This window comes from Pseudomonas sp. PGPPP1, from assembly GCF_002255865.1.
GTDB classification, from domain to species: Bacteria; Pseudomonadota; Gammaproteobacteria; order Pseudomonadales; family Pseudomonadaceae; genus Aquipseudomonas; species Aquipseudomonas cremoris.
Genome location: NZ_NKIG01000039.1, coordinates 30,963 through 45,687, shown reverse-complemented (window position 1 = coordinate 45,687; position 14,725 = coordinate 30,963). Strand labels below are relative to the sequence as shown.

Genomic DNA, 14,725 nt, shown 5'->3' with positions numbered 1-14,725 from the left:
ATAGTGAGAAGCAGTCTTTGCTGACTCACTTGAAGAGCAGCCACAAGGCGAAAGTGGAAGAACCGCGCAAGATTACATTGCAGCGCAAAACCACCAGCACCCTGCGTGTTGCTGGTAGCAAGAGCATTAGCGTTGAAGTACGCAAGAAGAAAGTCTTCGTACAGCGCAGCCCGGAAGAAATCGAAGCCGAGCGCAAACGCGAACTTGAAGAACGTCGCGCAGTAGAAAATGCCGCTCGTCAGAAGGCTGAAGAAGAAGCCAAGCGTCGCGCCGAAGAAGAAGCGCGTCGCCAGCCTGCTGCTGCGCAACCTGCTGCCACTGAAGCAGTTGCCGCGCCTAGCGCGCCGGTTGAAGCTGTGCGTGAGGCCGCTCCCGTTGCCGCCGCACCTGCTCCAGCTGCCGATGCTCGCAAGCGTGACGAACCTCGTCGCCCAGACAAGCCACGTGCTGACGATAACAATCGTCGCGGCGGTGGTGGCGATGGTGAGCGCAAAAACGCTCCGCATCGTGCCTCGGTTAAAGAGAAAGCGCCTGCTCCACGCGTTGCCCCACGTACTACCGACGAAGAAAGCGATGGCTTCCGTCGTGGTGGTCGTGGCAAGGCCAAGCTGAAAAAACGCAACGCCCACGGTTTCCAGAGCCCAACCGGCCCTGTTGTGCGCGAAGTGAAGATCGGCGAGACCATCACTGTTGGCGATCTCGCCCAGCAGATGTCGGTCAAGGCTGCTGAAATCATCAAGTTCATGTTCAAGCTGGGTACTCCAGCCACCATCAACCAGGTATTGGATCAGGAAACTGCCCAACTGGTTGCTGAAGAGCTGGGCCACAAAGTGACCCTGGTCAGCGACACCGCCCTGGAAGATTCCCTGGCCGAGTCCCTGAAGTTTGAAGGTGAGGCGGTTTCCCGTGCGCCGGTTGTGACCGTAATGGGCCACGTTGACCACGGTAAAACATCCCTGCTCGACTACATCCGTCGTGCCAAGGTTGCTGCTGGCGAAGCCGGCGGTATCACCCAGCACATCGGTGCGTACCACGTTGAAACCGACCGTGGCATGGTGACGTTCCTCGACACCCCTGGTCACGCCGCGTTTACCGCGATGCGTGCCCGTGGTGCCAAGGCGACCGACATCGTGATCCTGGTGGTTGCAGCCGACGACGGCGTGATGCCACAAACCATCGAAGCCGTTCAGCATGCCAAGGCAGCTGGCGTTCCGTTGGTCGTTGCTGTGAACAAAATCGACAAGCCGGGCGCCGATCTCGATCGCATCCGTAGCGAACTGTCGGTCCACGGCGTGACATCCGAAGAGTGGGGTGGCGACACTCCATTCGTACCGGTCTCGGCGAAGATGGGTACCGGCGTTGACGAACTGCTCGAAGCCGTTCTGTTGCAAGCCGAAGTGCTGGAACTGACTGCCACTCCATCGGCTCCAGGCCGTGGTGTTGTGGTTGAGTCCCGCCTCGACAAGGGCCGTGGCCCGGTTGCGACCGTTCTGGTTCAAGACGGTACCCTGCGCCAAGGCGACATGGTGCTGGTCGGTTCCAACTACGGCCGTGTACGTGCCATGCTCGACGAGAACGGCAAGCCAATCAAGGAAGCAGGTCCTGCTATCCCGGTCGAGATCCTCGGCCTGGACGGTACTCCGGACGCTGGCGACGAGATGAGCGTTGTGGCCGACGAGAAGAAAGCCCGTGAAGTGGCTCTGTTCCGTCAAGGCAAGTTCCGTGAAGTCAAGCTGGCCCGTGCTCACGCCGGCAAGCTGGAAAACATCTTCGAGAACATGGGCCAGGAAGAGAAGAAGACGCTTAACATCGTCCTCAAATCTGACGTACGTGGTTCCCTCGAAGCGTTGAACGGCGCCTTGAACGGCCTGGGTAACGACGAAGTGCAAGTGCGCGTTGTCGGTGGCGGTGTCGGTGGTATCACCGAGTCCGACGCCAACCTGGCACTGGCTTCCAACGCTGTACTGTTCGGCTTCAACGTGCGTGCCGATGCTGGCGCTCGCAAGATCGTCGAGCAGGAAGGCCTGGACATGCGTTACTACAACGTCATCTACGACATCATCGAAGACGTCAAGAAAGCCCTCACCGGCATGCTTGGCAGCGACGTCCGGGAGAACATCCTGGGTATCGCCGAGGTGCGTGACGTGTTCCGCTCGCCGAAATTCGGCGCGATCGCCGGCTGCATGGTTGTCGAAGGCACCGTGTACCGTAACCGTCCAATCCGTGTACTGCGTGAAGACATCGTTATCTTCGAAGGCGAGCTGGAATCCCTGCGCCGCTTCAAGGATGACGCTTCCGAAGTACGTGCCGGCATGGAGTGCGGTATCGGCGTCAAGAGCTACAACGACGTCAAGGTTGGCGACAAGATCGAAGTCTTCGAGAAGGTTCAGGTTGCTCGCAGCCTCTAACTCGCGCACTTCCGGAGCCACGCGGCGTGTGGGCATGCAAATGCCCCGCGCAGCGTACGGACTCTAAACGCAACGCCCGGTCTGGCTTTTGTCAGGCCGGGCGTTTGCCGCTTTCAGACCCCACGGGTTTCACCGTGTGGCAGTAACAGGTAACAAGACATGGCAAAAGAATACAGCCGTACCCAACGTATCGGCGATCAGATGCAGCGCGAGCTGGCCCAACTGATCCGTCGCGAAGTCAAAGACCCGCGCGTTGGCCTGGTCACCATCACCGCCGTAGAAGTGAGCCGTGACGTGGGTCACGCCAAGATCTTCATCACCGTGATGGGGCAGGACAGCAGCGAAGAAATCGCGCAAAGCATCAAGGTGCTCAACTCGGCAGCTGGCTTCCTGCGCATGCAGTTGGCCCGTGAAATGAAGCTGCGCAGCGTTCCTCAGTTGCACTTCCACTACGACGAAAGCGTCGTGCGTGGTGCGCACCTGTCGGCCCTGATCGAGCGCGCCGTGGCTGAGGACAGCCAGCACCCGTCCACACCTGAAGACGCCAAGGAGTAAGCGGTGGCTCAGGTCAAACGTATCCGTCGCAACGTCAGCGGCATCATTCTGCTCGATAAGCCCATTGGCTTTACCTCCAATGCCGCATTGCAGAAGGTCCGCTGGCTGCTCAATGCCGAGAAGGCCGGGCACACTGGCAGCCTTGATCCCCTGGCCACCGGCGTATTGCCGCTGTGCTTTGGTGAGGCCACCAAGTTTTCGCAGTACCTGCTCGATTCTGACAAGGGTTACGAAACCCTGATGCAATTGGGCAAGACCACCACCACGGCAGACGCTGAAGGTGATGTTTTGCAGGTTCGCGACGTGACCGTTGGTCGTGCTGATATCGAAGCTGCTTTACCCGGTTTTCGCGGTGAAATCAGTCAGATACCGCCGATGTACTCGGCGCTCAAGCGTGATGGACAGCCTCTTTACAAGCTGGCACGTGCGGGCGAAGTAGTGGAGCGTGAACCGCGTTCTGTTACTATTGCGCGCTTGGAATTGCTCGCCTGTGAAGGCGACACCGCTCGCTTGGCCGTGGACTGCAGCAAAGGCACCTATATCCGTACCCTGGTGGAAGATATTGGTGAACAGCTCGGTTGCGGCGCGTACGTTGCAGAACTGCGACGCACACAGGCTGGCCCTTTCACGCTGGCCCAGACGGTCACGCTGGAAGAGCTGGAAGCGGTACACGCCGAGGGCGGCAACGAAGCAGTTGATCGCTTCCTGATGCCGTCGGACAGCGGTTTGCTGGATTGGCCATTGCTGCACTTCTCGGAGCACAGCGCGTTCTACTGGCTTAACGGCCAGCCGGTACGTGCCCCGGATGCACCGAAGTTTGGCATGGTGCGCGTACAAGATCACAACGGTCGCTTCATCGGTATTGGTGAAGTGAGCGAAGACGGGCGCATCGCGCCGCGTCGACTGATTCGGTCAGAATGACCGAACGAGGGTGGCTGTTAACAGGCACGGTCACTACTCATTTTTAGATACAGGGATTTGTCCCTGGCCTGTTGAAACTGCCCTTTGGGTGGTTTCCTGAAAAAAGGATTGCCTCATGGCTCTCGACGTTCAAGAAAAAGCACAAATCGTAGCTGACTATCAGCAAGCTGTTGGTGACACTGGTTCGCCAGAAGTGCAAGTTGCACTGCTGACCCACAACATCAACAAGCTGCAAGGTCACTTCAAGGCCAACGGTAAAGACCACCACTCCCGTCGTGGTCTGATCCGCATGGTAAACCAGCGTCGTAAGCTGCTGGACTACCTGAAGGGCAAGGACGTGAGCCGTTACAGCTCGCTGATCGCTCGCCTGGGTCTGCGTCGCTAATAAGCGATTGCGCTAGAGGTTGGTTGTCTGCCGTGTGCCAGTGGGATTTCCGCTGGCCCATGGTAGGCTCCCAGCCTCAAGTTTTATCTGGATACACGTTTTACCCTGGACCAGGCTCGGGCCGATTCCCGACATTGCCCAAGAATTTCGCAAGAAGAAAAGTTCCCCCAAGAGCCACAAAGAAGGTAGGACACCGTGAACCCGGTTATCAAAAAATTCCAGTTCGGTCAGTCGACCGTTACCCTCGAGACAGGCCGTATCGCCCGTCAAGCCTCCGGCGCAGTGCTGGTTACCGTTGACGATGACGTTACCGTATTGGTAACCGTTGTTGGCGCCAAGACCGCTGACCCAAGCAAAGGCTTCTTCCCTCTTTCCGTTCACTACCAGGAAAAAACTTACGCTGCCGGTAAGATCCCTGGCGGTTTCTTCAAGCGCGAAGGCCGTCCTTCCGAGAAAGAAACCCTGACTTCCCGACTGATCGACCGTCCGATCCGTCCGCTGTTCCCAGAAGGCTTCATGAACGAAGTGCAGGTTGTCTGCACCGTCGTTTCCACCAGTAAGAAGACCGATCCGGACATCGCTGCGATGATCGGTACCTCGGCTGCCCTGGCTATCTCCGGCATTCCTTTCGATGGCCCGATCGGCGCAGCTCGCGTTGCTTTCCACGAAAGCACCGGCTACCTGCTGAACCCGACTTACGAGCAACTGAAAGCATCGAGCCTGGACATGGTCGTTGCCGGTACTTCGGAAGCCGTTCTGATGGTTGAATCGGAAGCCAAAGAGCTGACCGAAGACCAGATGCTGGGCGCCGTACTGTTCGCCCATGACGAGTTCCAGGCTGTCATCAAGGCTGTTACCGAGCTGGCTGCCGAAGCTGCCAAGCCAACCTGGACCTGGGCTCCACAAGCCGAAGCCACTGAACTGCTGGGCGCTATCCGCTCCGAGTTCGGCGCTGCCATCTCCGACGCCTACACCATCACCGTCAAGGCCGACCGTTACGCTCGCCTGGGCGAGCTGAAGGACCAGGTTGTGGCCAAGCTGTCCGGTGAAGAAGGCCAGCCTTCTTCCAGCGAAGTCAAAGCTGCTTTCGGTGAAATCGAATACCGCACCGTTCGCGAAAACATCGTAAACGGCAAACCACGTATCGACGGTCGCGACACCCGCACCGTACGTCCGCTGAACATCGAAGTCGGCGTTCTGCCGAAGACTCACGGTTCGGCCCTGTTCACCCGTGGTGAAACCCAGGCCCTGGTAGTCGCGACTCTGGGCACCGCCCGTGACGCACAGCTGCTGGACACCCTGGAAGGCGAGAAAAAAGACCCGTTCATGCTGCACTACAACTTCCCTCCGTTCTCGGTAGGTGAGTGTGGTCGCATGGGTGGCGCTGGTCGTCGCGAAATCGGTCACGGCCGTCTGGCGCGTCGTTCGGTACAGGCCATGCTGCCTGCTGCGGACGTGTTCCCGTACACCATCCGTGTTGTTTCGGAAATCACCGAGTCCAACGGTTCCAGCTCCATGGCTTCCGTGTGCGGTGCCTCCCTGGCGCTGATGGACGCTGGTGTGCCGATGAAGGCGCCGGTTGCCGGTATCGCCATGGGCCTGGTTAAAGAAGGCGAGAAGTTCGCCATCCTGACCGACATCCTGGGTGACGAAGACCACCTGGGCGACATGGACTTCAAAGTAGCTGGTACCGCTAAAGGTGTTACCGCGCTGCAGATGGACATCAAGATCAAGGGCATCACCGAAGAGATCATGGAAATCGCTCTGGGCCAAGCCCTGGAAGCGCGCCTGAACATCCTCGGTCAGATGAACCAGATCATTGGTCAGTCCCGTACTGAACTGTCGGAAAATGCTCCGACCATGATCGCGATGAAAATCGACACCGACAAAATCCGTGATGTTATCGGTAAAGGCGGCGCGACCATCCGTGCGATCTGTGAAGAAACCAAGGCTTCGATCGACATCGAAGACGACGGTTCGATCAAGATCTTCGGCGAAACCAAGGAAGCGGCTGAAGCTGCACGCCAGCGCGTCCTGGGTATTACCGCTGAGGCCGAGATCGGCAAGATCTACGTGGGTAAAGTTGAGCGCATCGTCGACTTCGGCGCATTCGTCAACATCCTGCCGGGCAAAGACGGTCTGGTTCACATCTCCATGCTGAGCGACGCTCGCGTTGAGAAAGTGACCGACATTCTGAAAGAAGGCCAGGAAGTGGAAGTGTTGGTACTGGACGTGGATAACCGCGGCCGTATCAAGCTGTCCATCAAGGACGTAGCAGCAGCCAAGGCTTCGGGCGTTTAAGTACTCCGAGCTTCAAGCTGTAGAAAGGACTCTTCGGAGTCCTTTTTTTATGGGCGCTGGAAAGTGAAGCCAAATCAGCCGTTTACCTGCTGGCAAAAACCGCAACTTGCATGCAGGCACGATCGGCTTCATGCAAGTTGCACGATTTCGAAAATCTATGAATTTTATAAGTTGTTGATTTGTAAGGATTTTAACTGGTTTTAAAACTTGGCACAGCGCCTGCAATATCCCTGTTAACGCTGCAGCATCTAGGTACACACACTGCAGACTTTTAATAAAACAGGAGTTACTCGTATGAAGAAGTTCGCTCTCGCTACTGCTACCGCTCTGACCCTGGCTATGGGGGCCAACGTTGCCTTTGCTCAAACTTCCCAAGCGCCGATGACCCTGGCCGCTGGTGAAGTGACTAAAACAAAAGAGTCCACCTCTGACACGTGGATCACCACCAAAGTCAAAGCTGACCTGCTGACCGAAAAAGGCATTCCAGGTTCGGACATCAAGGTTGAGACCAACAAAGGTGTAGTAACCCTGTCGTCTGACGTAGAGATTTCCGAATCGCAAAAAGCAACTGCTGTAGCGATCACCAAGAAAATCAAGGGTGTGACTGCAGTGTCCGCGGACAGCCTGCATGCAGGTGGCGCATACAAAGCTGACAACGTTGATAAAACCAAGGCTGCTGCTTCTGACGCAAAAGGCGCTACTTCCGATACCTGGATCACTACCAAAGTGAAAGCTGATCTGGTTACCGAAAAAGGTATTCCTGGTACCGACATTAAAGTCGAAACCAACAAAGGTGTTGTTTCCCTGTCGTCGACTGTCGCAGTGACCGATGCACAGAAAACCACCGCAGTGAACATCACCAAGAAAATCAAAGGCGTTAAAGCTGTATCGGCTGATGGCCTGAAAGCAGAGTAACGCTTAATTTATCGCCTTGAACTAAGCGTCGGCGGCAACGAGTGAGCTAGATATCCACTCAATGCACCTCACGTGTTCATGCGACCGACCACAAGGATGTGGTCATTACAGGCCCCGGCATTCGTGTCGGGGCCTGTTCTATTGTGGGGTGGAATACTGCCGGCAAGGCGATGAGGTCAAATGTGGGAGCGGGCTTGCTCGCGAATGCGGTGTGTCAGTCACAGGTATATCGACTGTTCCACCGCATTCGCGAGCAAGCCCGCTCCCACATTTAGAGGTGTGTTGCTATGGGTTCACTCGGCATCCAGATGCATCGGTGTCACCACTCGACCATCCTTCTCCGCCTGACCCAGGTTGGCATCAATGAAGTACACCCGCTCATCTTCCAGTTGGCCTTTGTCCACCAGGTAATCCTTGATGGTGCTGGCGCGGTCCTGACCCAATTGTCGCAGCAGAACGTCACTGCCACTCCAGAACGTGATGACGCCTTCGCGCAGCTTCGCAGCGCGGTCATCGTCGCTCAGGTTTTTCCACTCGGCCGGCGGTTGCTGTTTGAGTCGTGTGCGGTAGATGCCTTCCAGCAGTGGGGCCTTTTCCTTCTCTGGGACGACAAGCAATGAAGCCTGGGCCGGGACCTTGTCCCCACGACGCTGAAGAATTTTGTAGTAGTTGTACTGGTATTCCCGTTCCAGGCGTTGGGCGGCCAGGAATGGGCCATCGCTGCTGGCTGCGGCGGTGCCTTCGATTTCCAGGCGCAGGGCAGGTCGCTCTTTGAGTGCCTTGGCCAGCGTATTCAAGGCGCCCTCGGCGTCCTTGCTCAATTCGCTGGAGCCGGCGGCAAACGACACATTCCCCAAATCCTCTGCGCCGCCTCCGCTGATCAGCCCGCCGATGAACTTGAACGGCGCGGTCGCTGCTCGCACCACCAGGTTACGCAGGGTCTGCCACACAATCGGCATGACGCTGAATTGCGGGTTGTTCAAGTCCCCGGTCACCGGCAGCTCGATGGAGATCTTGCCGTCGCTGTCTTTTAGCAGGGCAATCGCCAGTCGAATCGGCAAGTCCACGGCGTCGGCACTGTCGACCTTCTCGCCCAGTTGTAACTGTTCCACCACTACTTTGTTTTCGGCCTTCAACTGGCCTTTGGTGATCACGTAGTGTAGGTCGAGGTTGAGACGACCCTTGCGAATGCGGAACCCGGCGAACTTGCCGGAGTACGGGGTCAGGGTGGTCAATTCGACACGTTTGAAACTGGTGGCAATATCCAGCGCCGCCATCGGGTCGAACGGGTTCACGCTGCCTTTGATAGTTACCGGTGCATAACGGTCCACTTTGCCCTTGATATCGACACTGGCCGGTTTGGCTTGGCGGCTATCAATGGTGCCGATCTGTCCGTTGAGCTGTTGGATGGCGGTGGCAAAGTTGGGGGTCAGGCTGAAGTCGGCAAAGTTGGCCGAGCCGTCATTGATCGCAATCTGCCCTACATGAATACCCAGCGGTTTCTCTTTGCTGGCCGGCTTGGGGCCTTTATCGGGCGGCTGCGGGATCAGCAGATCATCGACGTTGGTGGTGCGGTCATCATTGATCATGAAGCGCGCATACGGTTGCAGCAGGTTGACCTTGTCGATCGACAGGCTATCACCGTGCTGATAGTTCAAGCCCTCCACCACCAGGCGCTGCCATTTGACGAAATCGCGGGTCTTGAGCGTGTCGAGGGTGTGCAACTGGTCGACCTGTGCCCGGCCAGTGACCTGAAGCTTGAGTGGGTCAGTGCTTTTCAGGTTCACATCCAGGTTGCTGCCGAGCATGCCGCTGCGCAGTTCCAGGCGAATGAATGGGCTGATGTAAGACTGCGCAACCCGTAGGTCGATGTCCTGGGTATTCACTTTGAGCTTGGCGCTGACCGGGTTGAGGTTGATCTCGCCGGTCGCGGCGATCTTGCCCTGTTTGCCAAGGCCAGTGTCGATCTTCAGGGTAAACGGGCTTTGGTTAAGGCTGTCGAAGTTCTGCACATCAACATTCAGTGGGCCCAGTTCCAGCGCGACTGCCGGCTTGGCCTGACGGTCTGCCAGGTGCACCTGATAGTTACGCAGTTGCACGTCCTTGAGCAGTACTTGCCAAGGCTTGCTCGGTGCTGCGGGTTCCGGGTTTGGTGAATCGGCGGTGGCCGGCGCGGTGGCAGGTTCCGGTGCCTTCGAGGGTTTGCTCGGTTGGCTGGCGAACAGCTTCTGCCAGTCCAGTTGGCCATCGGCTTCACGGGCAGCCCAGGTTTCCAGCTTGTTGCTGCGGATCTTGCCGACCACGACTTGCTGTTTGGCCAAATCTACCGTGGTTTCACTGACATCCAGACGTTCCAGGCGTACCAAAGGTCGGCCATCCGGCGCCTTGATGGCAAACGGGGCGATGCTGGCGGCGGTGTTGGTCAAGTTCAGCTCGGTCTCTTTGGCCAGGCTAAATTTATAGTCAGTACTGAAGTTGAGTACGCCGTCTTCCAGCACCAGCGGCAAGGCGTCCCGCACATAGGGCCACCAGGCCTTCATCTTGCCGTCGGTGACTTTCAGCGTGCCTTCGGAGGTGATCGGTATCAGGCTGAAATTACCTTTCCAGTCGATCTGCCCACCCTCGGGGCCGACCGCGACCAAGGTCATGTCCGCGTTGTCTTCGGGCAAAGTGCTGAGGTTTTTCAGCTCGAAATCGAGCTTGTTGTAAAGAAATTCGATGGGCTCGCTGGGGCGCAAGTCCTGGAAGTGCACATAACCGCCGGCCAACTTGATGCCGTCGATACGCAGCGGAAACGGTTTGGCGTTGGGGTCGGCCGGGGTTGGCTCGCTGGGTGGTAGCTTGAAGAGCTGCGCCAGGTTCAGTTGGCCTGACTTGTCGAACAATATTTCAGTCTTGGGCTGGTCCAGTTGCACGTCGGCCAGGTGCAGCGCGCGTGTCCAGAGGCTGTCGATCTGCAAGTTGGCATAGAGGCGTTCGAAACCCACCTGTTCCTTGCCGGGCTCGCCGATTTTCAGGCCCCATACCGTCAGCTCCAGGCTGAATGGGTTGAGCTCGATGCGCTCGATCCGGGCCGGCACTGTGGCGTAATTGGCCAGCTGTTGGTTGGCAATGCGAAGGGCAATGCCGGGCAAAATCAGGAAGCCCAGCAAGCTGTACAGGGCTAGAGCGGTCAACAAGGCGCCGATGGCGCGAATCAATCCTTTGGGCATGGGTGACGCCATCTATGTCAAACAGGAGTGCCTTGGAGTATGGCACGGGTTTTCGGTTCCGAAGATCCAGACTCTTGGGAAACGTACTACAGCTGGAGTATCAATGTTTTAAGAGGGGGCTGTTGATCCTGTGAAGGAAAATCCGCTCCAGGCGTCATGATTTTCCAGTCACGCACCGGGCGCCCGGCTTTTTCTGCGCAACGCAGTACCTGTTCACGCCAGTCCTCCATGCTGACTTTTGCCAGGTTGTTGCAGCAGATCAGCACGCCGTTGTCAGCGGTGGCCAGCAATGCAGGCTTGAGCAGGCTCTGGTAGTCGCGAAGCAGGTCGACGGTGCCGAATGCGCTCTTCGCCCATGCTGGGGGATCCAACAGCACCAGGTCGTACTGGCGCTGCTCCAGGCGTGGATAGCTCGGCAGCTTCTGCCCGCGACGTTGGGTAATCGGCAAGCCGGCCAGTTGACGAATGGCCGGGAAGTAGTCGGATTGCACGAATTCCATGGTCGGCAATTCCGGGTTCAGCAGGCCGTTTTCGCGCCCAACCGCCAGGTTGCCTTCGGCAAAGTCGAGGTTGCACACTTCACGGGCACCGCCGGCAGCGGCGCTCAGACCCACGCCGCAGGTGTAGGCGAACAGGTTCAGCACGCTTTTGCCGGCACTGTGTGCCTTGACCCAGCCACGGGTGTTGCGCAGGTCTAGAAACAGCAGCGGGTCCTGCCCGGCGTGTCGACCACGGACGCGGTAATTAAGGCCCCATTCGTGACCGACTAGGTCTTCCAGCGCGGCAGAATCGGCACGGTAGACGGTGTCTTCGCGGTCGATCCGCGAGTTGCCACGGGAGCGGTCGTTGTACACCAGCAACAATTCCAGCCCGGTGTACTGGTTGATCAGTTGATGCAGTTCCAGCAGCTCTTCGGTTTTCAGCGACTGGTGGAAGCTTTGTACCAGCAATTGCGGGCCGTAACGGTCGATGGTCAGGCCGCCGGCACCTTCCTGGCTGCCATGGAACAGTCGATAACAGTCGGTGCCCTGGGCGTGCAGCTCGTTGACCAAGTCTTGGCGATGATCGAGGGCGGCGCGCAGCGCCTGATTCAAGGGAGACATGGAGCGCGCCTTGCTGGGAAAAGAGGGCGCGAAGTTTAACAGCTATGAGGCGTTGCCTACATCAACCCCATCCGCCGATGGGCGCGCTGTACCGAACCGTTTCGCATCGCCCAGCGCAGTAGTGGGGCACTGCGTTTGACGCCGCTGCGGATCATCTGGCGTTGCAGCGGGCTCTGATGCTGATCGAGCATGTCGCTGGCCCAGTCCGGCAGCAGATCGATCCCGGCCTGCATCATCAAGGCCCCGAACGGCTTGGCCATAGTGCTGGGGGAGGGCGCATTGAGCAGCAGGCGCAACACTTCGCGACTGCGTTCGTCGCACAACAACTGAGGGCGGATGCGCTCCAGATAATCCGAAACTTCCTGCCGTGAGCGCGGAACATGCCGCGCGCCCAGCCGTTCGGCCACCAGGGCGATTTCGCTGTAGTAACGGTCTTGGTCGCGGCCTGAGAGATGAGGGTTGCGGTAGCGCAGGTGTGCGGCCAGGAAGTTGCTGACCTCCGCCACATGCACCCAGGTCAGCAACTCCGGGTCGCTGGCCGCATAAGGTCGCCCATCCGGTGCATGGCCGACCACTTGCAGGTGAATGGTGCGCACTTTTTCGATCAACCACTCAGCATCACGCCGAGAGCCGAACGTGGTGCCGGAGATAAATTGCGAAGTCCGCCGCAATCTGCCGAGCATGTCCTGGCGAAAGTTCGAATGGTCCCACACGCCCGCCAGGGCCAGTGGGTGCAAAGCTTGCAGCATCAAGGCACTGATGCCGCCGATGAGCATGCTGCTGAAGTCGCCATGGACTTGCCAGCTCACCGAGTCCGGCCCGAACAGGCCTGGGTCGCCCTTGGGGTTTTCCAGGTCCAACTGGCCCAGCGATAGGCCGGTGAGGCTCATCAGCTGGTTTTCGATACGGCTGCGGATAAATTCCATGGCGACTCAGGGGTTCCTATCGGTTCAGGCGTTTGTCGATCAGGCCGTCCACCACGCTTGGGTCGGCCAGGGTCGAAGTATCACCGAGGCTGTCCAGTTCGTTGCAGGCGATTTTGCGCAGAATCCTGCGCATGATCTTGCCGGAACGGGTTTTCGGCAGGGCCGGCGCCCATTGGATCAGTTCCGGCTTGGCAAAGCTGCCGATTTCCTTGCTGACCAGCTCCAGCAGGTGTTTTTTCAGGGTTTCGCTGGGTTCCACGCCGTTCATGGGCGTGACAAACGCATAGATGCCCTGGCCTTTGACATCATGCGGGTAACCCACCACGGCAGCCTCAGCGACCTGGTCATGCAGCACCAGCGCGCTTTCGACTTCTGCGGTGCCAATGCGGTGGCCGGAAACGTTGATGACGTCGTCAATACGCCCGGTGATCCAGTAGTCACCGTCCTCATCGCGACGTGCGCCGTCTCCGGTGAAGTAGTAGCCAGGATAGGGTTTGAAATAGGTGTCGATCATGCGCTGCCGATCATGGTACACACCGCGAATCTGCCCCGGCCAACTGGCCTTGATTGCCAATACGCCGCTGCCGGCGCCGCTGAACTCCTTGCCCTGTTCATCCAGCAGCACGGGCTGTACGCCAAACATTGGCTGGGTTGCACAGCCAGGCTTGATCCGCCGGGCGCTCACCAACGGGCTGAGCATGATGCCGCCGGTTTCGGTCTGCCACCACGTGTCCACGATGGGGCAGCGCTGTTCGCCGACCGCGTTGAAGTACCAGTCCCAGGCTTCCGGGTTGATCGGCTCGCCGACGCTGCCGAGCAGGCGCAGGCTGGCGCGAGAGGTATTTTCCAGAGGGCCGTGGCCTTCACGCATCAGTGCGCGCAAGGCTGTGGGCGCGGTGTAGAAGATATTCACCTGATGCTTGTCGATCACTTGCCAGAAGCGCGAGCTGTCCGGGTAGCTCGGCACGCCTTCGAATATCAGCGAAGTGGCACCGTTGGCCAGTGGGCCATACACGATGTAGCTGTGGCCGGTGACCCAACCGACATCGGCGGTGCACCAGAACACTTCGCCCTCGCGGTAGTCGAGGACGTACTTGAAGGTCATCGCCGCCTGCAGCAGATAGCCGCCGGTGGTGTGCAACACGCCTTTGGGTTTGCCGGTGCTGCCGGAGGTGTAGAGGATGAACAGCGGGTCTTCGGCGTCCATCGGCTCGGGCGGGCAGTCGTCGCTGGCGGCGTCCAGTGCTTGTTGGTACTTGAGGTCGCGGTCTTTGACCCAGATCAGGTCTGCGCCAGTACGCTCCACCACCAGCACCGTGCTGACATTCGGGCAACTGGCCAAGGCCTTGTCGACGTTTTGTTTCAGCGCCACTGGCTTGCCGCCGCGCACGCCTTCGTCAGCGGTGATCACGATGCGGCAGTCGGCATCGAGGATGCGGTCGCGCAGGGCATCCGGCGAGAAACCACCGAATACCACCGAGTGCACCGCGCCAATACGCGTACAGGCCAGCATGGCGTAGGCCGCTTCCGGGATCATCGGCATATAGATGCACACCCGGTCGCCTTTCTTCACGCCACGGATTTTCAGTACATTGGCCAGACGGCAGACATTTTGGTGCAGTTGGCGGTAGGTGATTGTGGCGGACTGTGTCGGATCATCGCCTTCCCAAATGAAGGCCGGCTGATCGGCACGTTGCGCCAGGTGACGGTCGATGCAGTTGTAACTGACGTTGAGCTGGCCACCGGCAAACCATTGGGCGGCGCCGGTGTTGATGTCTGAGCTTTGGACGGTGTGCCAGGGCTTGATCCAGTCGAGAAAACCCTTGGCTTGTTCGGCCCAGAAGGTGTCGGGGTGTTCGATGGATTGGCGGTAGAGGCGCTGGTAGTCCTCTTGACTGAGTTGCGCAGCCCGGCGGACGGCATCGGCGGCAGGGAATGTGCTGATATCGAACATGAGCAGTCCTTATTCTTGTTTTAGCGACAAGTGATAAAGATGCAC

General features: G+C 58.4%; 10 protein-coding genes. 6 read left to right on the top strand and 4 right to left on the bottom strand.

Annotated features, from left to right (window positions below):
* From infB to CFE47_RS28290, 6 genes are all read left to right on the top strand, one after another.
* Positions 1-2,408: translation initiation factor IF-2 (infB, locus tag CFE47_RS28315; protein ID WP_286842076.1), on the top strand; the 2,408-nt coding region annotated here is incomplete at its 5' end.
* A 159-nt stretch (positions 2,409-2,567) separates the two neighbouring features.
* Positions 2,568-2,963 carry a 30S ribosome-binding factor RbfA gene (rbfA, locus tag CFE47_RS28310; protein WP_016973761.1) on the top strand — a complete coding sequence of 132 codons (396 nt, stop codon included), beginning with the start codon at positions 2,568-2,570 and terminating at the stop codon, positions 2,961-2,963.
* 3 nt (positions 2,964-2,966) lie between these two features.
* Positions 2,967-3,884 (top strand): tRNA pseudouridine(55) synthase TruB, encoded by a 918-nt coding sequence (gene truB, locus CFE47_RS28305; RefSeq protein WP_286842073.1) that lies wholly within the window; start codon positions 2,967-2,969, stop codon positions 3,882-3,884.
* Between the two features lie 115 nt (positions 3,885-3,999).
* Positions 4,000-4,269 (top strand): 30S ribosomal protein S15, encoded by a 270-nt coding sequence (rpsO, locus tag CFE47_RS28300; protein ID WP_020299907.1) that lies wholly within the window; start codon positions 4,000-4,002, stop codon positions 4,267-4,269.
* 195 nt (positions 4,270-4,464) lie between these two features.
* Positions 4,465-6,570, top strand: coding sequence for a polyribonucleotide nucleotidyltransferase (gene pnp, locus CFE47_RS28295; protein WP_105698723.1), 2,106 nt, complete (start codon positions 4,465-4,467; stop codon positions 6,568-6,570).
* Positions 6,571-6,864: 294 nt separating this feature from the next.
* Complete coding sequence (locus CFE47_RS28290) at positions 6,865-7,485, top strand: BON domain-containing protein (RefSeq protein WP_286842069.1); 621 nt, start codon at positions 6,865-6,867, stop codon at positions 7,483-7,485.
* A 293-nt stretch (positions 7,486-7,778) separates the two neighbouring features.
* Here the strand turns inward: CFE47_RS28290 and CFE47_RS28285 are convergent, their stop codons facing one another.
* The 4 genes from CFE47_RS28285 to acs form a co-directional block, all read right to left on the bottom strand.
* Entirely contained in the window at positions 7,779-10,697 is a 2,919-nt protein-coding gene (locus CFE47_RS28285) for a DUF748 domain-containing protein (protein ID WP_286842067.1), read from the bottom strand.
* An 86-nt stretch (positions 10,698-10,783) separates the two neighbouring features.
* Positions 10,784-11,800, bottom strand: a complete 1,017-nt coding sequence (locus CFE47_RS28280) for a class I SAM-dependent rRNA methyltransferase (protein ID WP_286842065.1) — start codon at positions 11,798-11,800, stop codon at positions 10,784-10,786.
* Between the two features lie 56 nt (positions 11,801-11,856).
* Positions 11,857-12,726 (bottom strand): oxygenase MpaB family protein, encoded by an 870-nt coding sequence (locus tag CFE47_RS28275; RefSeq protein WP_185708483.1) that lies wholly within the window; start codon positions 12,724-12,726, stop codon positions 11,857-11,859.
* A 16-nt stretch (positions 12,727-12,742) separates the two neighbouring features.
* Positions 12,743-14,680, bottom strand: coding sequence for an acetate--CoA ligase (acs, locus tag CFE47_RS28270; protein ID WP_185708482.1), 1,938 nt, complete (start codon positions 14,678-14,680; stop codon positions 12,743-12,745).
* Positions 14,681-14,725: the final 45 nt, after the last annotated feature.